19 protein-coding genes, 1 tRNA gene and 1 pseudogene are annotated in these 22823 nt (G+C 61.1%); 13 read left to right on the top strand and 8 right to left on the bottom strand.

Translation table 11 applies throughout. From position 1 onward, the window contains the following. Nucleotides 1–2 precede the first annotated feature (2 nt). Nucleotides 3–866: a fumarylacetoacetate hydrolase family protein gene (locus XH85_RS36865; RefSeq protein WP_128935842.1), complete on the bottom strand. Its 864-nt coding sequence runs from the start codon at nucleotides 864–866 to the stop codon at nucleotides 3–5. Nucleotides 867–962: 96 nt separating this feature from the next. After that, nucleotides 963–1664, bottom strand: coding sequence for a GntR family transcriptional regulator (locus tag XH85_RS36860; protein ID WP_128937556.1), 702 nt, complete (start codon nucleotides 1662–1664; stop codon nucleotides 963–965). Nucleotides 1665–1778: 114 nt separating this feature from the next. On the opposite strand from XH85_RS36860, the gene XH85_RS36855 reads away from it, so the two are divergent. The 3 genes from XH85_RS36855 to XH85_RS36845 are packed head-to-tail and all read left to right on the top strand — an operon-like array spanning nucleotide 1779 to nucleotide 4708. Beyond that, nucleotides 1779–2771, top strand: a complete 993-nt coding sequence (locus XH85_RS36855) for a zinc-dependent alcohol dehydrogenase family protein (protein ID WP_128935841.1) — start codon at nucleotides 1779–1781, stop codon at nucleotides 2769–2771. A 17-nt stretch (nucleotides 2772–2788) separates the two neighbouring features. After that, nucleotides 2789–3694, top strand: coding sequence for a VOC family protein (locus XH85_RS36850; protein ID WP_128935840.1), 906 nt, complete (start codon nucleotides 2789–2791; stop codon nucleotides 3692–3694). A gap of 33 nt (nucleotides 3695–3727) precedes the next feature. Continuing rightward, nucleotides 3728–4708, top strand: a complete 981-nt coding sequence (locus XH85_RS36845) for a tripartite tricarboxylate transporter substrate binding protein (protein WP_128935839.1) — start codon at nucleotides 3728–3730, stop codon at nucleotides 4706–4708. Nucleotides 4709–4806: 98 nt separating this feature from the next. On the opposite strand, the gene XH85_RS36840 is transcribed toward XH85_RS36845, so the two are convergent. Further along, a complete protein-coding gene (locus XH85_RS36840) occupies nucleotides 4807–6204 on the bottom strand; it encodes an OpgC domain-containing protein (protein ID WP_128935838.1) in 1398 nt (465 codons plus the stop codon). Nucleotides 6205–6759: 555 nt separating this feature from the next. On the opposite strand from XH85_RS36840, the gene XH85_RS36835 reads away from it, so the two are divergent. Continuing rightward, nucleotides 6760–7422: a response regulator gene (locus XH85_RS36835; RefSeq protein ID WP_128935837.1), complete on the top strand. Its 663-nt coding sequence runs from the start codon at nucleotides 6760–6762 to the stop codon at nucleotides 7420–7422. Here XH85_RS36835 and XH85_RS36830 read toward each other — a convergent pair. From XH85_RS36830 to XH85_RS47070, 3 genes and pseudogenes are all read right to left on the bottom strand, one after another. Then, nucleotides 7417–9507 (bottom strand): MASE1 domain-containing protein, encoded by a 2091-nt coding sequence (locus XH85_RS36830; RefSeq protein WP_164939332.1) that lies wholly within the window; start codon nucleotides 9505–9507, stop codon nucleotides 7417–7419. The genes XH85_RS36835 and XH85_RS36830 overlap by 6 nt on opposite strands. A 684-nt stretch (nucleotides 9508–10191) precedes the next feature. Beyond that, nucleotides 10192–10425, bottom strand: a complete 234-nt coding sequence (locus XH85_RS36825) for a hypothetical protein (RefSeq protein ID WP_128935836.1) — start codon at nucleotides 10423–10425, stop codon at nucleotides 10192–10194. 223 nt (nucleotides 10426–10648) lie between these two features. Next, nucleotides 10649–10817, bottom strand: a pseudogene (locus XH85_RS47070) (SOS response-associated peptidase); the annotation flags it as partial. Nucleotides 10818–11802: 985 nt separating this feature from the next. Here XH85_RS47070 and XH85_RS36815 point away from each other — a divergent pair. From XH85_RS36815 to XH85_RS36780, 8 genes are all read left to right on the top strand, one after another. Beyond that, the gene (locus tag XH85_RS36815) at nucleotides 11803–13035 is read left to right on the top strand and encodes an energy-coupling factor transporter transmembrane component T family protein (RefSeq protein ID WP_128935835.1); all 1233 of its coding nucleotides are present in this window, start codon (nucleotides 11803–11805) and stop codon (nucleotides 13033–13035) included. Between the two features lie 258 nt (nucleotides 13036–13293). Beyond that, entirely contained in the window at nucleotides 13294–14088 is a 795-nt protein-coding gene (gene modA, locus XH85_RS36810; RefSeq protein ID WP_128935834.1) for a molybdate ABC transporter substrate-binding protein, read from the top strand. Continuing rightward, nucleotides 14089–14754, top strand: coding sequence for a molybdate ABC transporter permease subunit (gene modB / locus XH85_RS36805; RefSeq protein ID WP_128935833.1), 666 nt, complete (start codon nucleotides 14089–14091; stop codon nucleotides 14752–14754). Beyond that, the gene (locus tag XH85_RS36800; RefSeq protein ID WP_128935832.1) at nucleotides 14744–15835 is read left to right on the top strand and encodes an ABC transporter ATP-binding protein; all 1092 of its coding nucleotides are present in this window, start codon (nucleotides 14744–14746) and stop codon (nucleotides 15833–15835) included. Before modB ends, XH85_RS36800 begins: the two co-directional genes overlap by 11 nt. Nucleotides 15836–15953: 118 nt before the next feature. Next, nucleotides 15954–18017 (top strand): WD40 repeat domain-containing protein, encoded by a 2064-nt coding sequence (locus XH85_RS36795; protein ID WP_164939333.1) that lies wholly within the window; start codon nucleotides 15954–15956, stop codon nucleotides 18015–18017. A 55-nt stretch (nucleotides 18018–18072) separates the two neighbouring features. Next, nucleotides 18073–18885, top strand: coding sequence for an amino acid kinase family protein (locus XH85_RS36790; RefSeq protein WP_128935830.1), 813 nt, complete (start codon nucleotides 18073–18075; stop codon nucleotides 18883–18885). 221 nt (nucleotides 18886–19106) lie between these two features. After that, nucleotides 19107–19751, top strand: coding sequence for an amino acid kinase family protein (locus XH85_RS36785; protein ID WP_208758077.1), 645 nt, complete (start codon nucleotides 19107–19109; stop codon nucleotides 19749–19751). Between the two features lie 139 nt (nucleotides 19752–19890). Further along, a complete protein-coding gene (locus XH85_RS36780; RefSeq protein WP_128935828.1) occupies nucleotides 19891–20184 on the top strand; it encodes a hypothetical protein in 294 nt (97 codons plus the stop codon). A 139-nt stretch (nucleotides 20185–20323) separates the two neighbouring features. Here XH85_RS36780 and XH85_RS36775 read toward each other — a convergent pair. Both XH85_RS36775 and XH85_RS36770 read right to left on the bottom strand, forming a co-directional pair. Further along, nucleotides 20324–20399, bottom strand: a tRNA-Ile gene (locus XH85_RS36775). 358 nt (nucleotides 20400–20757) lie between these two features. Continuing rightward, entirely contained in the window at nucleotides 20758–21732 is a 975-nt protein-coding gene (locus XH85_RS36770; protein ID WP_128935827.1) for a Bug family tripartite tricarboxylate transporter substrate binding protein, read from the bottom strand. 106 nt (nucleotides 21733–21838) lie between these two features. On the opposite strand from XH85_RS36770, the gene XH85_RS36765 reads away from it, so the two are divergent. Beyond that, entirely contained in the window at nucleotides 21839–22801 is a 963-nt protein-coding gene (locus XH85_RS36765; protein WP_128935826.1) for a TAXI family TRAP transporter solute-binding subunit, read from the top strand. Nucleotides 22802–22823 lie beyond the last annotated feature (22 nt).

Genomic DNA, 22823 nt, shown 5'->3' with positions numbered 1-22823 from the left:
AGCTATGCCTCGTCCACGACCGGATTACTGAGCACGCCGATGTTCTCGATCTCGACCTCGACCACGTCGCCGGGCTTGAGGAAGATCGGCGGCTCGCGGGTGAAGCCGACACCGGCCGGCGTGCCGGTGGCGATGACATCGCCGGGGACGAGGTCGAAAATGGTCGAGCAATATTCGATCAGCCGCGGGATCGAGAAGATCAGCATCGAGGTGTCGGACGACTGCACCGTCGCGCCGTTGACGCGCGTCTCGAGCTTCAGCTTGGCGGGATCACCGATCTCATCCGGCGTGACCAGCCACGGTCCGAACGGACCCGTGCCGACGAAGTTCTTGCCGGAGGCGATCTGCTGCGCATGCCGCTGCCAGTCGCGCACACTGACGTCGTTGTAGATCGAGTAGCCGGCGACGTGATTCCAGGCATCGGCCTGGCTGATGTGACGGCCGCCCTTGCCGATGACGACGGCGAGCTCGCCCTCCCAGTCGAAATTGTCCGAGACCTTCGGCCGGACCACGGGTGCGTTGTGGCCGACCTGGGAGCGCCAGACCCGCAGGAAGATCGGCGGGAATTCGGTGATCTCGCGCTTCATGCCGAAGGCGACCGCTTCATTGTGGTGGTCGAGATAATTACGCACGGCGCAGACGATCTTCTCCGGGCGCGGGATCACCGGCAGATATCTGATGGCACTCAGCGCCAGGGCCGGCTTGTGCTCGGCGACGATGGCATCGCGCCGCGCGTAGTCGTCGCTGCCGACGAAGTCCGCGAGCGTCGGATACCGGGGCAGGGCACGGCCCAGATCCACGACCCCGTTTTCGACAACGGCGCCCCAGCTTTCCCGATTTCCATCCAAGAACGACAGCAGCTTCATGATTACGACCCGCGCGTTAGCATTTTTCGATGATATGTATTATTTTCGAAAATTACGTGAGACGCAAGCCCGCGGGACCCAAAAAGGCCGCAGCGCCTATTCGGCGTCGAGCAGGTGTCCGGCGTATTTCGCGACGTTGTCCGCGGTGGTGCGGATATGGGTCTCGATCAGTTGCACGGCGAGATCGGCATTGCGCGATATGGCCGCCTGCATGATCGCCTGGTGCTCGCCGGCCTTGTCGCGAGGGCGCGGCCGGAAATTGGCCGACAGATGCCGGTAACGCTCAGCACGATCGAACAGCTCGGCGCGGATCGCGAGCAGGGTCGCAGAGCCGCAGGCGGAGACCAGCGCCTGGTGGAATTGCCGGTGAGCGATCTTCCATTCGGGATCGCGCAGCGGATGCTCGGGATCGCGCTGCTCGATGCGCTTCAGCCTGTGCAGCGTCGAGATGACGGCGATTTCCCAGTCGTCGTCGCCCCGCTCAATCGAGCGGCGGATCAACTCCACTTCGATCAGAACCCGGGCATCGGTGACTTCGACAAGATCCTGGCGGCTGACCGGTGCCACGCGAAATCCGCGCTGCTCCTGGGCGTCGACCAGGCCCTCGGCGGCAAGGGCGGTCAGCGCCTCGCGCAAAGTGGTGAAGCTCGCGCCGAAGCGCTCGCGCAACACGTCGAAGCGCAGCGGCTCGCCGGGGGCCAGAGCGCAGGTCACGATCTCCTCGCGCAGCCGGTGGGTGATGTCGGCGGCGATCGTCTTGCCGAATTCCTTGCGGGGGCGAATGGCGCTGTCAGGCATGGTCCTGCCGATGAATCGATGGCCCAAGATGCCGCGCCAACGACCATCTTGCAATAATTTTCGTAACCGCTACTATTTTCGAAAATGTGGCTTCAAGGGAGGGGAGATGAGCTCATGAGAGCGGTTCTGGTACGTCAGCCGGGCGGGCCGGATGCCCTCGAGCTGGTCGAGGCGCCGGTGCCAGCGCCCGCCGCCGGACAAGTTCAGATCCGTGCTGAGGCGTTCGGGGTGGGGCAGCCCGACGTGCTGATCCGCCGCGGCGTCTACAAATGGATGCCGCCGCTGCCGGCCAATCCCGGCAATGATGTTGCCGGCCGTATTGCCGCGCTCGGGTCAGGCGTTGAAGGCTTGCAGGTGGGCCAGAAGGTCCTGCTGAGCGCGCGTGATCTGTCGCAGCGCGGCGGCTGTTATGCCGAATACGTCGTCGCACCGGCAGACGCCGTTCATGCACTTCCCGACCATGTCGATCTGCAAGCAGCGGTGTGCCTGTCGAACTACCAGGTCGCCTACGCACTGCTGCACGAGTGCCGCCATCCGCGCGCGCCGAAAAGCGTGCTGGTGATTGGCGCGGCCGGTGGTGTCGGCACCGCGCTGGTGCAACTGGCCAAGCTGGCGCAGATGACCGTCATCGGCACGGTCTCGACCGAGGAGAAGGCCGCGTTCGCGCGAAGCAACGGCGCCGATCACACCATCTTCTATCGAAGCGAGGATGTGGTGGCGCGGACCCGCGAAGCGACAAATGGCGAGGGCGTCGGTCTCGTGCTCGATCACGTCTGCGGACCCGAGTTCACCTCCTATCTTGGCGCGCTCGGCAAATGGGGCACGCTGCTGTCGTACAACGCCTTCGCCGGGTTGCCGGAAGAGAATCTGATGGCGGCGATGCGCAATCATCTCGACATCTGTCCGGCGGTGCGTTGCTTCTCCTTCCACATCTATGACCACGACCGCGAAGGACGTCGCGCCCTGATGCGCAACGTGATCGAGGCCCTGAGCCGCAACGCGATCAAGCCGGCCATCTCGGCGACACTGAAGCTCGACCAGGTCAGGCAAGCTCACACACTGCTCGAGCAGGGCTCCGCGCTCGGCAAGATCATCATGACGCCATGAGAGAGTGAACCAACACAATGACGACCCAAGCGCCCATTGCCCGATTCACACGGCTGAGACACGCCGCTTTCGCCTCGCCGGATTGCGAGCGACTGCTCGACTATTACCGCGGAGTGATTGGCCTCGGCCTGGTCGGCCGCGATGGACATCGCATTTTTCTCGCCAGCGATTCCGAGCAGCTTTCACTGGTGATCGAGCCCGGCGAGGCGGCGTTGAAGAGCATCGCTTTCGAGATTTCTCCGAATGTCGAGATCGAGGCGCTGAGCGCCGCCCTGAAACGCGCGGATTTGCGTCCTGAACTGCGGAGTGATCCTCTGCCCGGCGTCTCCAGGCTGCTGTCGTTCATCGATCCCGAAGGAACGCAGTTCGAATTGATCCAGGGTTGGACGCCTACGCCGGCGCAGGAGCGGATCGGCGCGCTCGCTGTCACCAAGCTCGGCCATGTCGCGCTACGTACGCCCGATCCGCTTGCGGCCTCGGAGTTCTATGCGAACGTCATGGGTTTGCGGGTTTCCGACTGGGTCGAGGACCGCTTCGTCTTCATGCGCAGCGGCTACGAACATCACACGCTGAACTTCGCCCGTGCTCCCGTGCGCAGCCTGCATCATCTTGCGTTCGAATTGCGCGACCCTTCCCATATGCAGCAGGCCTGCGATCACCTTGCCCGCAACAAGCTCCCCATCCTTTGGGGCCCGGTCCGTCACGGCCCCGGCCACAACACAGCGGTCTATCACCGCAACCCCGATGGCCATCTGGTCGAGCTGTTCCACGATCTCGACCGCATGATCGATGAGGAGCTCGGCTATTTCGATCCGCGTCCCTGGCATCGCGATCGTCCGCAGCGCCCGAAGGTCTGGGTCGGACTGCCGCGCGACGTCTGGGGTCTGCCGCCATCACCGGAATGCGTCGAGTTCGCCCGTTAGAGCATAAACAACAGTCAAAGGGAGGATGCATCCATGCGGTGGATGAATCGACTTGCTGCGACCGGATTTCTGCTTGGCAGCTTTGTGGCGGCCGGCCCGGCCCAGTCGGCGGACAACTATCCGTCGCGCCCGATACGCTTGATTCACGGCTTTGCCGCCGGCGGTGCGGCCGATACGCTGTCGCGCATCATCGCCGACGGGCTGTCCAAGAAGCTCGGGCAACCGATCGTCGTCGAGGCCAAGCCCGGCGCCGGCGGTAACATTGCGGCGGACGCGATCGCCAAGGCTGAGCCTGACGGCTACACGATCGGACTCGTCACGGGCGCCCACGCCATATCGGCCGCGACGTACAAGAGTCTGAGCTACCAGCCGGCCGATAGTTTCGACATGATCTCGACGCTGGTCTACTACGCGCTGGTCATTGCGGTGCGTAACGACTACCCGGCCAAATCGCTTGGCGAATTGATCGCGGCGGCAAAGCAGAAGCCCGGCGCGCTCAGCTTCGGCTCGGTCGGTTTCGGCAGCACGCATCATCTTGCGGGAGAGTTGCTCGACGCGATGGCCGGCATCGACATGGTGCATGTGCCTTATCGCGGGGACTCTCAATCGGTCACCGCGCTTCTCGGCGGAGAAGTGCCCGTGATCGTCGGCACGCCCGTCCTGCTTGCACCGCAAATCCAGAGTGGGGCCATTCGGGGCTTGGCAGTCACTTCGCCGACGCGGACCGCGCTATTGCCGGATGTTCCAACGGTCGAGGAAGCCGGCGTCAAGGGATATGACGTGCGGACCTGGGCCGGCCTTCTAGCTCCCAAGGGCACCCCGCCTGCCGTCGTCGCCGCACTCAACTCAGCGACACTCGACATCCTCAAGAATCCCGAGATCAGGCAGCGGCTGGAAACGGCCGTCGGAGGCGAAGTCCGTGGCAGCTCTCCCGACGAGATGCAGAAGCTGATCCAGTCCGAAATCGCGAAGTGGTCGGGCGTGGTTGAGCGGGCGAAGATCCCCAAGATCTGATCCGCGCGGCCGCCTCGACTCCGCGACGATCCTGCTGGCCTTTTCGCCGAGCCCGTCGCGGAGGGAACAGACCTTCTGCTCGAGTGATAGAAGTCAGGTCAGACGGATACGGAAGAGGACTGACTTGGTGGGCATGACGAGGCCGCGATGGCATCCGCCTTGAGCCGCGCCAATTCGCCTGCGAGGCGAGGACCCTGGTGGGCTTGCCGCTCCGCGAACCGGCAATCGATGAGGCGCTTCTGGCCGCCGGCCCATCCGACCTCGCGCAGTCCTCGGCGAAACGCCTCCAGGGTGCGCCAGCCAACGGTGCCCCAGGCGTCCTGCGGGGCGCGCACACCCATCGGCCGTGCAATGATCGGCTGCGGCCTGCGTCTGATCTTGATCAAGTTCAGCAGCGTCGCCGCCACGATCATCGTCAGGACGCCACCAACGCTGAGCGTGATCTGCATCGCAAGCCCCTCAGATATGTCGAGCAGCGCCAGGAGGCTCACGAGCGTAAGCAGAACGCCGAGGCAGAAGATTGGCAACGAGTGCCTGCCACAGAGGATGGCGCCGCGCATCACCGCAGTCGTCAATGCTTGTCGATTGGGTGGCACGAACCATACCGCTACAACTGCAAGAGCCAGGAAATGCAATAGACGCAACGGATCGAGATTCGATTTGTCCATCGAGTAAGCCAACTTCGTCAGCCCCTGCGGGATCAACGCTTCCAGCGGCTTGATTCTCCAGCTCAATGCGATGACGAGGCTGAAGACCAGATACAGAACGGCAGGCGTAAGCGCCATGCGTGACGTCAACCAGGGGCGCACTCTTTCGCCCTCGATTATCATCCACGCGCCAAGCACCACTAGCAGCTGCCAGGCCAGTGGATTGAACGCCCAGTGGCCGTTCGGCCACGCCGGCAAGGACCAGCCGAACATATGCACGAGCGTATAAAGCGCCAGCGAGGCGCCAAGCGTCACGTTCGGCAGTCGGAGCAGCAACCACAGCAACGGCGCGAACAAGAGGTGGAGAAGCACGAAGATCGGCAACACGTCGGTATTGACCGGGCGGTACTGCAGAATCGCCGCATGCGCGAGCGTCGCGCCCGGCTGGTCCAGCAGAATGCGCGTATTGCTCTCGTCAGCAAGGCGTTCCACGCCAGCGATGTGGACCAGGAGGGCGCAGGCGAGCGTGAGCAGCAGAAATGCGACATAAATGTCCCGGCTTCGCCGCAGCGTCCGACGGATCACGCTGGTCCATCCCTCGCACCTCCATACCTTTCCGTAGGCCAGTGCGCAGGTGACGCCCGAGACGAACATGAACACTTCCGCGGCATCGCTGAAGCCGTAGTTTCGCAGCGTCAGCCAACTTCCAATGTTATTGGGGACATGATCAAGAAAGATGCACCAGAGTGCGATGCCGCGGCAGGCGTCAATGCGCAGGTCGCGGCCGTTGGCTTTCAGCTCCGGCAGCGCGTCCGCTGATGGCTTCGGGGTGGCGGTTCGATCATGCATTGGCTTGCCTCGTCCAGCGTGCGCGCACGCTTAAAGAGGAACGATCGAGACGGATCGAATTTGAAAAAAAGCGCGGCCCTGCGGGTCGTGACAGCGCCGCAGTTCAGGGTTGCTTCACATCGACCTGGCCACGACAGCAATTGCGACAATGATCATATGGCCGCGCCGAGTAAAACGCTGGTGGAGAGGCGGACTGTCCACATCATCGTTCAAGTGGCGCAGTCTGTAAATCGGCCGCAGGTCGGTCCAGAGAGGTGCCTAGGTCCTATGACCAAGGTATCGTCCGGGCCGCGGTATCTATTTGATACCCTTTAGACACGTGATGAGTAATTCATCGCTCGCGTGGACGGAGAGGCCAGCGAGTACCGCGCTTCACGTCGTCCGCGCTCACTACGATTGTGTGCCGATTGCAACCATTGCACACAGCAGCGCTCGACTCCTACTTTGAGTGCCTGACGGCGGAACCACTGGACCAGAGATAGAAGGTGGACGGTTTCGAAGGTGGGTGTATGATTTCATTGATCTCCGGGCGCTCAGAGAACGGAGAGCATTTTTATGAAGGTTCTTGTTGTTGACGATCACACATTGATCCGCGAGGCGTTGCACGGCGTCCTGAAGCAATTGAAGCGAGAGGCCGTGATATTCGAAGCTTCGAGCAGTCGAGAGGCCATGCACATCGTCGAGCAGCATCCCGATATCAGCCTCATTTTGCTCGATATCAATTTGCCTGACCGCGACGGCTTCTCTGTCCTTTGCGAACTGCGCCATCGCTATGCGACGATTGCTATCATCATTCTCTCGTCCTCCGATGATCAGGACACGGTCAGGCGCGCTTTCAAACTTGGCGCGCTGGGTTTCATCCCGAAAACCACGGAACGTGACGTGATGCTCAACGCTATTGAGTTGGTGTTCTCCGGCGGAGTTTACATTCCCTCGGAGATTCTGGAGGAAACGGCGGGTCCGCGGCTTGCAGATAAACCATCAGCTCGCGACTCGCTCAAGGGGCGCGGATTGACCGATCGTCAGATCGACGTACTTGCGCTGCTGATGAAGGGAAAAAGCAACAAGGTCATTGCCAGGACGCTCAATATGGCAGTGCCGACGGTGAAGAATCACATCACGGTCGTTCTCAAGGCGCTCGGCGTAGCGACGCGCACTGAGGCCGTCATAAAGGTCGGAAAAATGGGCTGGGAATGGCCGCCGAAATCTGAATCATGAAACTGCCCCGGTGCCTCTTCCACCATCATGATCCCTAAGGAGCTCATGCATGACAGCGCGGAGCTGCATCGGGTCGACGGGCTTGTGCAGCAAGATGTATCCTCTGTCCCTCGCGTCCCGCAGAGGTTCAGCTCCGGTATCGCCGCTGACGAGAATGGCGGGAATTGACGAGCCAAACGCCGCATTGATTTGTTCAATTGCCCGGATTCCGGTCTTCCCGCTTGCGAGATGATAGTCCGAGATGATGAGATCTGGGCGCTGTTCGCGCTCGGCAAGTCGGACGAGTGCAGCTTCGTCGGATCCGGTGGCAAGAACCGAGTATCCCCATTTGCTGAGCAATTCGCCCGTTCCCTCCTGCACGATCGGAGTATCGGCAATAACGAGAATTGCCTTGCCGTCGACCGCGAAGGCGCCTGGGTATGGTAAATCGGCGGGCGCCGCGGACCCGACGCATTGATCGACTTTCGGAACCAGGATCGCAAATCGCGAACCTCGGCCCACAGTCGAGGCCAGGTCGATTTGATGGTTGAGAAGCAGGCGAAGCTTGTCGACGATGGCGAGGCCGAGGCCCAGTCCGCCCGACCGGTTCTGTTCTGAGGTGGGAACTTGAAAAAACTCGCCAAAGATATTGTGCTTTTGATCGTCGGGAATGCCAGGACCGGTATCGCATACTTCGATGCGCAACATTTCACCGCGACGACGACATCCGACTAGGATACCGCCCTGCAACGTATAGCGCACCGCATTTGATACAAGATTCAGCATGATGCGTTCGAGCAGCATCGCGTCGCTTCGCACCCAGACATCACTTGGCCTGACGCGTAGCCGCAGACCCTTTTTTTGCGTCGCCTGGTCAAACGCCATCTCGATTTTCTGCAACAGGCGCCCGATCGGGAACTCGGTCATTTTGGGCGTGAGTATCCCGGCATCCAGCCTGGACATGTCCAGGAGCGAATTGAACATTTCATCCATTTCCTTGCGGGTTGCGTCGATCCGTTCGATCGTCTTTGTCCTTTCATCCGGGTTGAGCGGCGTGCGCAGCTGGGCGACGAACAACCCCAACGCATGTAACGGTTGCCGCAAATCATGGCTTGCCATGGCGAGAAAGCGCGATTTCGCTGCGTTGGCGAGCTGCAGCTCCTGCGTGCGCTCTGCGACCTTCTGCTCGAGTTCGAGGTGCGCGCGGCGCAGGCTTCCTTCAGCAATCTTGCGGACCTCGACATCCGCGCTCAACAGCAAGCTTGGAACGGTAATGCTGATCAAGAACATCAACACGAGAAGGAATGACGCATTGGGATCTGGCGTCGCGAAGGGGCCGCCGCCCGTGTGCGTTCCCCAAATCGTGATGCCCGCAAGCACGAGGGCAACCGTTGCGGTATCGCGTGGACCGCGACGCAGCGCCGCCCATAACATGGGCAGGATCACCAGAAAGCCGAGTGGATCTCGGCCGGGCGTCTGCTCGATCAGGGGGCTGAAAGCAATGAGGCCAACAGCCGCCGCTGTCGCGAGGACCGCTGCCGTCTCCACAAAATCGTGCCGGTTGAAGGCATGATGGTGGTTTGATGCCCACAGCACGATCACGGGGGCAATGCCTAGTGCGCCGGTCACGTCGCCCAGCCACCAGGTGATCCACGCGTCCGCGAAATTCTCCGGCTCGATGTACCCGAAGAGTGCCAGGCTGGTCAGTCCAATGCTGGCGCTGATCGGTGTCGCGATCACGACGCAGATCAGGGTGAACTTTGCGACGGAATTTGGCGTTGAGAACGTTTCACACCCGCCTGACCACTGATTAATGAGATACGCGCCGGCAATCGCTTCAAGAGAGTTCCCGGTTGCAATCGCAGTTGCAGTGGCAACGGAGCCTGCCGTCGTCGCATTGGCGATCAGCGCCGCCGCAAAAATTGCGGGCCAAGTTCGATATCCCCGCAACAGCACCGCCGCCAGCGCAACGCCTGTCGGCGGCCAAATTGGCGTTGCGCTGGGATGAATGGAGGCGAGGGCAAGGCCACCCTTTGCCGAGGCGAAATAGATCACTCCAATCACGACCAGACCGCCGACGTAGCTGACGCTGCGGTATGAATCCATGTTGGAAACTAATGATCGTCGATCGGACATCGTCCTGGACTAGGCAATTGGGTCGTTCACTATGACTGACTTTTAATTTAAAGAGGCGACGCGTGCGCTGGAGGAACATCTGGCCGACTTGCGGTCCATCCCTCGCCTCAGCACCAGTGGAGACGAACAGGCCGCCGTTGCGCCCGGAGGAATTCGCGCCGTCTCGCGTTCACCCGATTTTTCGGGGGAAGTCATGGTACGACGAAGATAGGCTCTCCGAAAGGCTGGATTTGAACTCGGACAAAGTCGCTGTGTGCGATAAAGGCCCTATCTCTCGTTGGAGCCTCGGGACCAAACCACTTGCACGATAAATGCTGTGGCGGACGAGGAAGCGCAAGTTTGACTCAAGAATAGAAGCATCTCCATGACCGATGAGACGCAGGGTCCATTTGCGTCGGCGGCCAGGTCGCACCTCAGTGAAGAATGTGACGACATGCGCGATCCAGTTCTGCCAATCTCTCGACGTGAGGCGAGCCGCGAGATCCGTCGAATTGATTGTCCGGCGGTATGGAGCGTTCGTAGTGCCAAGAACGAGTTGATCAACATCCTTGGGCGTGGAGCCGCGGTTGGAAGAGCGTCGGCCCATCGCGACATTTGCTGCGGTTGCACAAATGCGGTCGGCATCGGAGCGAAGCGGACATCGCCGACGGCGTCCTAGCTCTTCGTCGGGTGACAGATGATCTGTTGGATGCTGTTGAACGGCGCCACGAGAGGCCTAGCTTTTGCGTGATCCGTATGATCGCTCCCAGCGATGAAATCCCTCCCCACGATGTAGGGCGGGTACATGGTGCATGCATTCTGCACGCCGAACACAATCGTCAAGGACTCGCAGTCCTCTACTAGCTTCGAGAGATGGCCCTCCAGCGTATGCGGGTCGATCTCCGACATCAGGCTGCCCCCTTAGTTGGACTCAATCTCAATCTGCAGCTTAATGAGGACTTCGACAAATGCAGAAAAAATCCGAGGGACCGACGCCGGAACTTCCCCCGGCCCCTCGCGCGACGGTCCTCCTCTTCGAGCCGACATCTCATATCGAGGCAGGACTGTCCTACGCTCGTCCCACGCCCCCACGGCGCCGGGCGGGCTGCCCGTGCGCGGCGGTGGCGGCATTGCCCCAGCGGATCATTGCCAACTCGCGGCCGGCCTCGGTGTTGCGGACCACTGGGGCAGGGTAGTCGGAGAATGCGCTGGGCATCGGCGGCAGGTTGCCGACGTAGCGTCACGCGGAACAGGACGATGATGGCCGCTTGGTTCGTCGTGATGCTGTAGAGATTGCACATGTCGTTCGACTACTTCGTCTCGGCTTTGGAATTGAAGAAAGCTAAAAACCTTTGCCATCTCGTAGGCTTCGGTTGAAAACCTCGGAGCCAATTTTTGTAGTCGTCTTCCTTGGGCATCAATCCCACTCGGATGCGGAGCCAAGTCAAATAGTTGGGCTGCGGCAACGTCCTGCGCGCCGTATATTTAGCACTTCGTGGTGGCTCTGCCGACGCATCATGCGTTGATCATAGCATGCACGGTCCGCCACGACTGTGCGCAGGGACCGTCGTTGTCCACGTCCTTCCGGAATGCTAGCAATAGCCCCATGGCCGAAGGCGACCCATCCGCATCATCCCTCACCGTGGCGTAGACGACGATTGCGAGAGCCTTGAGGTGGGGTTTGCGGACGGACGGAAGTCGATCCGGTTCTATTGGGATAACCTTGTCGCACGCCGATTGAGCAGCAGCACCCTCACGAAAGAGCAGGCCACCGAGAAAGCCACGGCGCTGGCAAGGGCCGAGATTGATAAGTTGGACAACCCGGAGTGAGCCGACACGGGCGACGCCTGTACCGGCTACGGCTTAATCGAGACATGCGAACGTTTCCAAAACGCGCCAGCGAACACCGCGCGAACCGTTGTCACACCCTAGTGGGCCGGGTGTGACAGCGGAACGAAAAGTGGAATACTTTTCAAGGGCGATGATGCTGCGGAATGGTGGGCCCGGCAGGACTCGAACCTGCAACCAGACCGTTATGAGCGGCGGGATAATGGTCGGGTTCGTTGATCTTGCTGCGTTTTCGTTTGATTTTGATCGCGCTCGTTGCGTTTTGATCAGGTTGTTTCTGGTGCGAATCTGGTGCGTAGCTACAGCACCCGAACCGCGGTGCTTCCTTCCGTCTGGCGGGCAGTGAGGGGGTGCAGGACAACGCAAGGAAGAGTATGGCTGGGTGGTCGAGACCAAGTGCGCGGGAACTGGCCGCTAGTAGGTACAACGAAGCGAGCTTTGAGCAGCGACGTGACCTCTTCGCAGTACGATCAAGGCAGTCGGGCAGCAGTGCTGAAAGTCAGTTACCTGCTGGTCGTAACTGCGGCCACATTTGTGCTCCCGGCCCTGTCTGCAACCCATTCCCTCCGCTGGTTTTTTGTCTTGGTCTTGCTCGCCGTTCAGGTGCTAGCGCTGCTCATCTGCCGCGTTCCGACTAGTCAGGTCCTGCGTCCGGGTTGGCGGCTCAAATGGTTGTTCCTGTTCCTGATCGGCTCTTACACGCTGCTTCCGCCGGAGCATTCCGCAGCGGATCTCCTGCTGCACTGGCGAGTTCCCGGCCTCGGATGGGTGTTTCCTTTTAATCTAACCGGCCTGGATCGCGCCGCGGTGATGTGCCTGCAGATTCTGACCGTGCTGCTCACCTCAGCCGTGGTTCGACTGACGGGGAGCCAGGACGACTTGGTCCATGGGCTGCTGCGGCTAGGGTTGCCCGACTTGTTCGTTCACTCGTTCGACCGCACGCTCTCGCTGCTCAGCGGTTCCGACGAGCGAAGCCGGCGCCAGGCCCGTGAAGTCGGTGAGGGGGCGCAACACGGGGCCTTGACGGCGCTCAAGCACTTGCTGCGCGGCAATATTGGGGGCTTCGTGCTGTCGATAAAGGCGAATGTGGAGCTTGCGGGCAGCCAATCCGAAGGAGGCGATAAGCCCAAGCTCGAAGCCAGACTCGCTCACGATGTCGCCATCGTGAGCGGCATCGCGCTCTGCATGGCATCCTTCAAGATGCTGAAATTCCTTCCCGGTTTGCCCTTTGCCTCGGGGCATAAGGCTGTTCTCCTGTTCCCGCTGTATGTGCTTGCCGCCCGCCTCACCTATTCGCGCTGGGGTGGCACAACCGCCGGCGCGATCATGGGCGTGATCGGCTTTCTGCAGGGAGACGGGAGATTTGGCGTGCTCGAGATCCTAAAGCATATCGCGCCGGGCCTCGTGATCGACCTTGCAGATCCGCTTGTACGCCGGTTGCCCGTGTGGGCGCTCGGCTACTGCCTGCTCGGACTCCTCGCCGCTGTCGCCAGGACGAGTACGGAGCTGGCTCTGGTTTTTCTTCTGGGCGCGCGGGCGGAAATATATCTTTTTCCCGCGGCTAAACTGGTGCCGAACCTGCTGGCGGGATTTTTGAGCGGTTTCGTGACAGTGTTCGTGTTGCGCGTCTTCTCGCGCGAGCCAACAGTCCAGGATCATCCGCGACACTGATTGCGCGCGTGTCCAGAGCCGACTTATCTGTCAGAAAGTACGCATTATTTCGATTTCGCGCTTTACCACAGAACTCGCCCAGTTTTTGACTTATCTCGCTGCCTTCCGCGTGAGAGAGATCCCCCACGCACCAAAATCTCCTCGCGGGCCATGCGGATGCGCCCAAAATGAACTGAAGGTGCAAACGAGAGTTAATAAGCGCGGCTGCGCCCGGGAACCCGGCGAAGCCCGTCTGACGTGTCGCGAAGGAGTTGTCCCGTGCGGCGCCGGCTCCTGTTCTTCGCCACTATGTCCGCGATACTCGCCGGGCTGTGGTATCCGGATGCGGCGTTAGCCGCCGAGCCGAGCGACGTGCGCGTGGCTGCGGCCGCTGACTTGAAATTTGCCTTGGACGAGGCCGCGGACCTCTTCCGCGCTCGGCATCCGAACATCAAGCTCCAGATCACCTATGGCTCCTCGGGAAATTTCTACGCCCAACTGTCCAACCATGCTCCCTTCGATGTCTTCCTCTCTGCTGATGTTGACTACCCACACCGCCTTGTTCGGGACGGTCTTGCGTCGGAGGGCGACGAGTTCGTCTACGGTGTGGGACGGATCGTAATTTGGGTCCCGCGGTCCTCGTCTATCGACGTCGAAAAGCTCGGCATGCAGTCTCTGCTGAGCCCCGACGTCCGCAAGATTGCGATCGCCAATCCGCGCCACGCCCCGTATGGCCGGGCGGCGGAAGCCGCGATGCAGAGCATGGGGGTCTACAAACAAGTGAAAGACCGGCTGGTGCTCGGTGACACCGTGCTGCAGGCGGGCCAATTCGTCGAGAGCGGCAGCGCCGACATTGGCATCATCAGTCGCTCTCATGCGCTTGCCCCCTCGCTGCGGGACAAAGGAAGGTTTTGGGAAGTGCCGTTGGACGCCTATCCTCGCCGTGTGCAGGGAGGCGTGATCCTGTCGTGGGCGCAAAGCCGTTCCGCGGCCGCGGCCTTGCGCGATTTCATAATGGGCGAGGAAGGCCGAACGATCTTGAGACGCTTCGGGTTCGAGAGTCCGGAGGAGTAAATGGATATCGAGGCGATATGGGTCAGCGTCGAACTCGCGGCGTTCACCACCCTGATCCTGTTCCTCCTGGGGCTGCCTTTCGCCTATTGGCTGTCCGTGACGCGCTGGCGCCTGAAGTTCCTGCTTGAGTCGCTGGTCGTTCTGCCGATGATTCTACCTCCGACCGTCCTTGGATTTTATGTTCTGGTTGCCATTGGGCCGATGAGCCCGTTGGGCCGGGCCTACGAACACATGACGGGACATGCCCTTGCGTTCTCGTTCCAAGGCCTGTTGCTCGCGTCGATCCTCTATAGCATGCCCTTTGCGGTCCGGCCGTTCGCCGCCGCTTTCGCCAGCGTTGACCGGCGACTGATCGAGGCGTCGTGGTGTCTCGGCGTCTCGCGAATTCGTACTTTCCTGCAAGTCGCATGTCCGCTCTCGTGGGCGGGCATTGTTACAGGCCTCGTCCTTAGCTTCGCGCACACGCTCGGTGAATTCGGCGTCGTGCTCATGGTGGGAGGCAACATTCCTGGTGTCACGCGCACGATATCGATCGCGATCTACGACGAGGTTCAAGCGGTCAACTATAGAGGAGCTGCGATGGCCTCCCTCGTTTTGTTGGCATCGTCTTTCATTGCGCTCTCGGTGACGCATCTCCTCAATCGGAAGGGAGGACATGGAGCCTGAGCTCGTAGCGGAGTTCGAGAAGAAGTTCCCAGACGGTCCTCCGATAAAGGTCCGGCTGCATCGCCCGCTCGGCCATTTTTCGCTCACCGTCTTGTTCGGTCCGTCGGGCTCGGGAAAAACAACTGCTCTGCGATGCCTGGCCGGGCTCGATCGACCGCAGCACGGCTACATTCGCTTCGGCGATGAGATTTGGTTTGATGCAAGTCGCGGCATCCTGGTTCAGCCGCAGCGCCGCCAAATCGGTTATCTGTCTCAAGAATATGCTTTGTTTCCGCACCTCACTGTCGCGCGCAACATCGCTTACGGAATTCGTCGCATCGGTGATGCAGAGCGGCGTAAGCGGATCGCTGAACTGAGCGATCTGCTTGGTTTCGCAGGCTTGGAGGGCCGCTACCCTGACCAGCTGTCGGGGGGACAGCAGCAACGCGTCGCGCTCGCCCGCGCATTGGTGTGCCGGCCGCGCCTGTTATTGCTGGATGAGCCGCTCTGCGCGCTGGATCAGCCAACCCGCGAGCAACTTCGACGTGACCTGCGCCGTTGGCTGACGAAGTTGGCAGTACCAGCCGTAATGGTGACTCACGACCGTGTCGAGGCCTTGGGATTGGGCGACCATGTCATCGTGATGGACCACGGCTGCGTTCGCCAATGCGGCCCGCCGCAGGATGTCTTTTCCGCGCCGATCGATCCGGCCGTGGCCCGGATCGTCGGTGTCGACAATATCGAAGGTGGCAAAGTCATTCGGAAGGTGAATGGATTGGCGACCATACAAATCGGCTCAAGCGAGTTGCTCGCGCTGTCGGCAGCCTGCGTCGGCAGCCAGGTATGCGTTTGTATTCGTGCGGAGGACGTCATGCTGGAAAGAGGCGCCGTGGCCCCGCAGAGCAGCGCACGCAACCACCTCGTCGGTCGCATCCGGTCGCTGGACCGTGAAGGTCCGATGGTGCGCGTTGGCATCGAATGCGGCTTTCTTCTCAAGGCGTTGGTCACGCACCAGGCTTACGAGGACATGGGACTGTGCGATGGGATGGAAGTAACTGCTTTGGTCAAAGCGCCCGCCATTCGCCTGATTGCGCGGGATTGAGCCAGGAAACAATGACCGCTCGTGAATGGCGGAGCTTGCATCGAAGCTTGAACGAGGAGGAGCCATGTCGCGAGTTGGTTCTTTTGGAGTGCGATCTGTGCCGGCGCAGCGATACGTGATGGTTGCCGTCGCGATACTCCTGCTCGCGCTCGTGACAGCATCGCCGGGGCAAGCGCAGGTGCGTGCTACGCTGGGAGGGCACACCCTCGCGCTCGCCTCCGTGGCCTACTCGCCCGAGGGAAAATACATAGCCACGGGCAGCTATGATCGCACTGCGAAGGTGTGGGATGCGACAAGCGGCAAAGAGCTGGTCACCCTCATTGGACACGAAGCCGCGGTCGAAGCTGTGGCCTTCTCGTCGGACGGCAGAATCCTGGCGACAGGCAGCTATGACTCGACTGTCAAACTTTGGGATTGGGCTGCCGGAAAGGAGCTCGCTACATTTCGCGGCCATACAAACATGATCCGCTCGCTGGCGTTCTCACCTGATGGCAAGACCGTCGCTTCAGGCAGCCACGACAACACGATCAAGCTGTGGGACGTTGCGACCGGCACGGAGCTGGCGCAGCTCCATCACAAAGGCGCAGTTCGATCGCTGGCGTTCAGTCACGACAGCAAGCATTTGGCATCGGGCAGTAACGACTACACCGTCAAGATCTGGGATGTCGCGACTGGCGCCGAGGAAGCTACCCTGACGGGGCACGGGCATGGCGTGCGGGGCATCGCGTTTTCGCCCGACGACAGGACGCTGGTCACCGGCAGTATGGACACAACAGTGCGGCTCTGGGATGTCGCCACTCGCGCCGAGCGCATGATCCTCGAGGGGTCAGAGAACGAGGTGCTCTCCGTGGCGTACTCGCCAGACGGCAAACTTGTTGCCGCGGGCGGCCAGGACGATACCCTCAAGATTTGGGACGCAGCGAGTGGACAGGAATTGGCGAGCATCCCGGATGCGGGTGACCGTGTGCGCGGAGTCGCGTTCTCTCCCGACGGCAAGACGCTGGCGACCGCCACAATGGATACGCTGGCCAGGCTGTGGGACGTCGAAGAGGTCCTCAAGCGCCGAATTCAGGCGCCCGCGGGAATGGTGAAGGATGAGGGGCAGGAATCCTTTGCGGGACATACCGGCTACGTGACCGCTGTGGCATTCACGCCGGACGACAAGATCCTCATATCCGGCAGCCACGACCACACGGCTCGGCTGTGGGATGTCAGGACCGGCAAGGAACTCGCCATCCTCAAAGGTCACACCGGCGCGATCGTCACGCTTGTGCTCTCACCTGATGGGAAGATTCTGGCCACTGGCTCCTATGACCGGACGGTCAAACTCTGGGATATGGCGAGCGGCAAAGAACTTGCGACCTTGCGCGGCCACACCAACATCATTCGCGCTGTGGCCTACGCACCGGACGGCAAGACGATCGCATCCGGAGGATATGATCAAAAGATCAAGATTTGGGACGTCACGGCCGCAAAGGAGCTCACCACAGTCGTCGGCCATACTGGTGGTATTAAGGCGCTGGCTTACTCTCCCGATAGTCGCATTCTCGCATCGGGCAGCATCGATGGCAGCGTCAAGCTCTGGGATCTTGCTACCTGGAGCGAGATCGCAACGATCGACGTGCATACCGGGCCGGTGCACTCGGTGGCATTCTCTCCCGACGGCAAGCTTCTGGCGTCGGCAGGCGCCAGCAACGATGTGCAGCTCTGGAACGTCGCGACCCACGAAGAGCTCGAGCCTTTCAAGGGCCATACGCGCTGGGTCCGCTCTTGTGCTTTCTCGCCTGACGGCAAAATGCTGGTCTCTGTCGGGCTAGACAACGTCGTGAGGTTCTGGGACGTCGCCACGCGTAGTCAGGTTGCCGCGCTCACCGGACACGAACGACGGATTCATTTTGTAACATTCTCGCATGCCGGTACGTGGGTCGCGACCGCAGGTATGGATCGTAGCGCGAAGCTTTGGAGCGTGCCTAAGGAGCCGACCGCGCGTGTCTCTGAGCAAATATCCAAATACGATGAAGTGACGCAGAACGAAGCTGGTAGCCGCGGAGCTATGCGTTCCGCCTGCAAGGGGGAAATCGATAGATTGTGCCTCGGTGAAGAGCATGTCGGGCAGTGTCTGCGTAAACACAAGGAGCAGCTGTCCGCGGGGTGCCAAACCTCAATGGGACGAGGACATTGAATGAAGCGATCGTCTCGGCGGCGCGACTGGGCGCTCCGGTTGAATGGAGGACGAGATGGACAAGGAAATCTTGGACCGAATGACGATGGCGCTGATGGGCGCGAGTCCCACCGACGACGAAATGATGGCGAGTCTCGACAATCAGCCGGTCGTGCAAATCCTCCCCGATGCCAACGTCGTCAAGGTCGGCGGTCAGAGCTTCATTGACCGCGGGCGGGCCGCGGTGTTTCCGCTCATTGAGGAGATCGTCGAGAATCTTCCCCGCCATAAGATGATCATTGGTACCGGCGCCGGTACACGGGCGCGCCACGCTTACAGCGTCGGCCTGGACCTCGGTATGCCAACGGGCGTGTTGAGCGTGCTCGGCTTCTTCGTGAGCATTCAAAACGCCAAGATGATTCATTACCTTCTGGCCAAACACGGCATTCCGTCAATCGAGCCGGCGCAATTCGCGCAATTGCCGCTATACCTGGCAGAGCGCCAAGCCTGCGTTTCCGTCGGCATGCCTCCTTATGCGTATTGGCAGCCCAATCCGGCGATCGGGCGCATCCCGCCTCATCGCACCGACACCGGCTGCTATCTGATCAGCGAAGTGCTCGGCGCGCGCTCCATGATATTCGTAAAGGACGAGGATGGCCTTTACACCGCCGATCCCAAGAAGGATCGCAACGCGCGCTTTATCCCGAAGATCACTGTTGAGGAGCTCGAACAGCTCGATCTCGCCGATGTCGTGCTGGAGCGATCCGTTTTCGAATTGATGAAGACCGCAAAACACCGCCGGTCGGTGCAGATCATCAACGGACTAAAAAAGGGCAATCTTACCCGCGCGCTCAATGGCGAGCCCGTTGGGACCATTATCAGCGCGTGATCGGGGATCTTGCCATGTCATCATCAGACACGTCGTTTACCGAAATTCCGGCCGATGGCCGTCATCACGTCAAGTCAATGCTGATGCGCGAGAGTCTCCTCGACAAGAAGGTGATGTCGTCGACCGAAACGCCGGTCGTTCGCATGCTGCCATTCGCTCATGTTATCAAGGTCGGCGGACGATCCATCATCGATAACGGCCGCAAGGCGACTTATCCGCTGGTGGATGCGCTCGCTGCCGCGCTTGATAAATTCAAGCTGGTGATCGGACTTGGCGGCGGTATTCGCAGCCGGCACGTCACATCGATCGGAATGGATCTTGGCTTGCCGACCGGAGTGCTCGCGCAGTTGCGGATCATCGACGCGCTAGGCAATGCCCACTTGCTTGGGACGCTGCTCGCTCCCTATGGCGTCGTGGCAATTCCGCCGGAAATCCTCGGACACATGCTGCCGTTTTTTATCAAGTCAGCTCCGGGCGTCATCTGCAACGGCGATCCGCCGTTCTCGATCTGGGAGCATCCGCCGCGGTTGGGCCGTATCCCGCCGCATCGCACGGATGCGGGCACATTCCTGCTGGCGGAATGTTACGGATGTGCCACGCACACGCTGATCAAGGATGTCGACGGGCTTTACGATGCTGATCCGAATGCCAACCCGAACGCAAATTTCATCAAGGAGATCACCGTCAGCGAGCTGAAGGAGCGCAATATTTCCACACTGCCCTTCGACCGGGTGCTGATCGATCTGCTCGCCTGCACTCGCCAGGTGAAATGCTTTCAGATCATCAATGGATTGAAACCGCATTTGCTTGAACCGGCGCTGCGAGGTGAACACGTCGGAACGATCGTACGCCAGGACGCGTCCTGAGATGCCACCACCGTCTAAAGGCGCTAACTCTTCAAGCAGGCCTTCGAGCGCGCGGCGACCAAGTGAATTAAGGTGAAAGCTCTCGGGAACTTAGAGCCGATATCGAAGTTGCCGTAAGTTTCCCAACTGGAGGAGTGCCATGCGTAGAACGATTCTGGCATTGACAGTGATTTTTTTGGCGCCGACGGCAGTGATGGCGTTGACGGCCGGCCGTGAGCAGGCCGGAGATCCTCAATCGGGAGCTGCTGCGACTGCCATCCAAAAGCGCCAAATCGCTCCCGGCGACGTCGCCGGAAGCGGCCAAGGAGGCTCCTTGGAAGGCAAGGTGATCCTCGCCAAGGGCGACAAGTCTGGAAGCGGTCCTGGTCGTGGCGGCCATAAGGGCGCCCACAAGGGGGAGCGCAAGGGCGGCCAGAAGCATGGTAAATCCTGAGCGTTCGTTACCTTGAGCCGTCATAAGCTTCGTGCGGTCCGCAAGACTTGGACGGCACACGCCACCCCGACACGGCGCCCTGGTCCGCGGTATACACCATTGCGGACCACCGGCGCTGGATAACCCCCCATTGAATGGCTGGTGGGCCCGGCAGGACTCGAACCTGCAACCAGACCGTTATGAGCGGCCGGCTCTAACCATTGAGCTACAGGCCCCGCCGCGAGGCGGCCGCTTTGCGCGGCCGGCAACGGTGCGCGGTTCGTTTACAGGGCCTGAGGCGGGGGTGCAATGCCGGCTCTGGTCAACGGAAATCCGGGGCTGCGCGGCAAGCACTGCTCGTCGGATGATCGCTTGATTCGGAATAATCGCATTTTGCCAGTGTTTTGCCCGACGAGTCAAATGGCCATGCGGTCATCCGGCCGGTTCCTGCTCTTGCGTTTCTCTAACCCGCTGTGATTGCTCACGTCTTCTACTGTGCATGGGGTTGTTTTCGCACGTTTTGGTTTGAAGGGGCCTGTCGGCCCCTCCAACCCTCTTGCCCGCAAGCGACGCACCCCGGCGCAGGGCCGCTTCCTAGTCCACCGAAACCCCAGCGAACTCCACCACCTTGCGCCATTTCTCGGTTTCGTCGGCGACCAGCTTGCCGAACTCGGCCGGGGTCATCGGCTTGGGGATGCCGCCGGTCTCCGCGAGGCGGGCGACCAGCTTCGGGTCCTTCAGGGCTTCGCCGACGGCCTTGTTGAGGATCTCGATCACCTCGGGCGGCGTGCCCTTCGGCGCGGAGATGCCGTAGAAGCCGACGGACTCGAAGCCCGGCACGGTCTCGGCGATCGCGGGCACGTCGGGCACGCTGGACCAGCGCTGCGGCGAGGTCACCCCAATCGCGCGGACATTGCCGCCCTTCGCCTGCTCCATCGCGGAGGGCAGGTTGTCGAAGATCAGCTGCACCTTGTTGGAGATGATGTCGGGGAAGGCGATGGCGGAGCCGCGATAGGGCACGTGCACCATGTCGCATTTGGTCATCACCTTGAACAGCTCGGCCGACATGTGCACCGAGGTGCCGTTGCCGGACGAGGCAAAGGAGACTTTTCCGGGATTGGCCTTGCAGTAGTCGATGAACTCCTGAACCGTCTTCGCCGGGAACGCGTTGGAGACGACCAGCATGTTGGTGAGCTGCATGATGCTGGCGACCGGCACGGTGTCGCGCAGGAAGTCGAACGGCAGCTTCTTGTAGAGCGAGGTCGAGATCGCGTTGTTGGGCGCGACGAAAAGCAGCGTGTAACCGTCCGGCGGCGAATTGATCGCGGCGGCGGCCGCGATGTTGCCGCCGGAGCCGGTGCGGTTCTCGACGATGAATTGCTGGCCGAGACGGTCCGACAGCCACTGCGCCATGATCCGCGCCACGATGTCGACCGGGCCGCCGGCGGAAAAGCCGATCAGCCAGTGCACGGGGCGGTCGGGATAGGCGGCGGAGGCGGGAGGTGTGGCGCTGAAAAGACCTAAAAGAACTGCGAGCCCGAAAACACCCTTACGCAAAATTCGCAACATGACGCCTCCCATTGTTCTATTGTCGTTGGGGGCATGCTTTCACAAAATCGGGCTGCTGCCTACATCGTCGCAAGTCGGTGTTGACGCAGGCTCGGCGGAAATGACCATGAGATTCGCGACTATTCTGCTCGCCGCGGCGCTGCTCGCCAGCTCCGCCGCGGCTCAAACCGGAGGCAACGCCATTCCGACCACGACACTCAGCCTCGGCACTGCGACGCCCGGCGGCGGCTTTCCGCTCTACGGCAATGCCTTCGCGGAGGTGATGAACGCGGCCGAGCCGCAAATCAGCATCGTCCCGCGCAACACCAAGGGCAGCAACGAGAACATCCCGCTGCTGGAGAAAGGCGAGCTCGATCTCGCCCTTGTCGCAGGCGAGCCGGCCTATGAAGCCTTTGCCGGCATCGGCCGTGCGAAGGTAGCGCTGAAGATCCTCACCGCGATCTATTCCAACCCTGGCATGTTCGTGGTGCGGGCGGACAGTCCCTACAAGGCCATTCGCGATTTGGTCGGTCAGCCCGTCGCGTTCGGCGCCAAGGGCTCGGGCCTGCCGATCCTGGCGCGCTACGTGCTCGATGGCCTCGGCCTCAAGCAGGACGAGGATTTCAAGGCGATCTATCTCGACCGTGCCGGCGATGGCCCCGCGATGGTCGAGGACGGCCGCGTTGCCGCGCTGTGGGGCGCCGGCATCGGCTGGCCCGGCTTTGCCGCGGTCGCATCGAGCGCGTCAGGCGCACGCTTCATCGCGCCCAGCGCAGAACAGATCACACGCATCCGCGCCAGGCATGCGTTCCTGAAGCCGCTCACCGTGCCGGCCAATAGCTATCCGAGGCAGACGGAGCCGATCACCTCGCTGGGATCGTGGAGTTTTGTCCTGACGCGCGAGGATTTGCCAGACGATGTCGCCTATCGGTTGGCGAAGACGCTGCACGGCGCAGAAGTGATGTTCTGCAAGAAGCTGGCACAGGCCTGCGAGACCACGGCCGCGAACACGGTCGCGGCAGCGCCAAAGGTGGAGCTGATCCATTCGGGCGTGATGAAGTATTTTCGCGAGATCGGAGTTGTGAAGTGACGGTCGCAACCACACCCCACGC

This window comes from Bradyrhizobium zhanjiangense, from assembly GCF_004114935.1.
Classification (GTDB): Bacteria; Pseudomonadota; Alphaproteobacteria; order Rhizobiales; family Xanthobacteraceae; genus Bradyrhizobium; species Bradyrhizobium zhanjiangense.
Note: the sequence above shows the minus strand (reverse complement) of the source record. Positions and strands in the feature narration are given on the sequence as shown.

Coding starts and splice junctions, on each gene's coding strand:
- XH85_RS36865 (WP_128935842.1), bottom strand. CDS start 866: ATGAAGCTGCTGTCGTTCTTGGATGGAAATCGGGAAAGCTGGGGCGCC.
- XH85_RS36860 (WP_128937556.1), bottom strand. CDS start 1,664: ATGCCTGACAGCGCCATTCGCCCCCGCAAGGAATTCGGCAAGACGATC.
- XH85_RS36855 (WP_128935841.1), top strand. CDS start 1,779: ATGAGAGCGGTTCTGGTACGTCAGCCGGGCGGGCCGGATGCCCTCGAG.
- XH85_RS36850 (WP_128935840.1), top strand. CDS start 2,789: ATGACGACCCAAGCGCCCATTGCCCGATTCACACGGCTGAGACACGCC.
- XH85_RS36845 (WP_128935839.1), top strand. CDS start 3,728: ATGCGGTGGATGAATCGACTTGCTGCGACCGGATTTCTGCTTGGCAGC.
- XH85_RS36840 (WP_128935838.1), bottom strand. CDS start 6,204: ATGCATGATCGAACCGCCACCCCGAAGCCATCAGCGGACGCGCTGCCG.
- XH85_RS36835 (WP_128935837.1), top strand. CDS start 6,760: ATGAAGGTTCTTGTTGTTGACGATCACACATTGATCCGCGAGGCGTTG.
- XH85_RS36830 (WP_164939332.1), bottom strand. CDS start 9,507: ATGGATTCATACCGCAGCGTCAGCTACGTCGGCGGTCTGGTCGTGATT.
- XH85_RS36825 (WP_128935836.1), bottom strand. CDS start 10,425: ATGTCGGAGATCGACCCGCATACGCTGGAGGGCCATCTCTCGAAGCTA.
- modB (WP_128935833.1), top strand. CDS start 14,089: ATGGATATCGAGGCGATATGGGTCAGCGTCGAACTCGCGGCGTTCACC.
- XH85_RS36800 (WP_128935832.1), top strand. CDS start 14,744: ATGGAGCCTGAGCTCGTAGCGGAGTTCGAGAAGAAGTTCCCAGACGGT.
- XH85_RS36795 (WP_164939333.1), top strand. CDS start 15,954: ATGGTTGCCGTCGCGATACTCCTGCTCGCGCTCGTGACAGCATCGCCG.
- XH85_RS36790 (WP_128935830.1), top strand. CDS start 18,073: ATGGACAAGGAAATCTTGGACCGAATGACGATGGCGCTGATGGGCGCG.
- XH85_RS36780 (WP_128935828.1), top strand. CDS start 19,891: ATGCGTAGAACGATTCTGGCATTGACAGTGATTTTTTTGGCGCCGACG.
- XH85_RS36770 (WP_128935827.1), bottom strand. CDS start 21,732: ATGTTGCGAATTTTGCGTAAGGGTGTTTTCGGGCTCGCAGTTCTTTTA.
- XH85_RS36765 (WP_128935826.1), top strand. CDS start 21,839: ATGAGATTCGCGACTATTCTGCTCGCCGCGGCGCTGCTCGCCAGCTCC.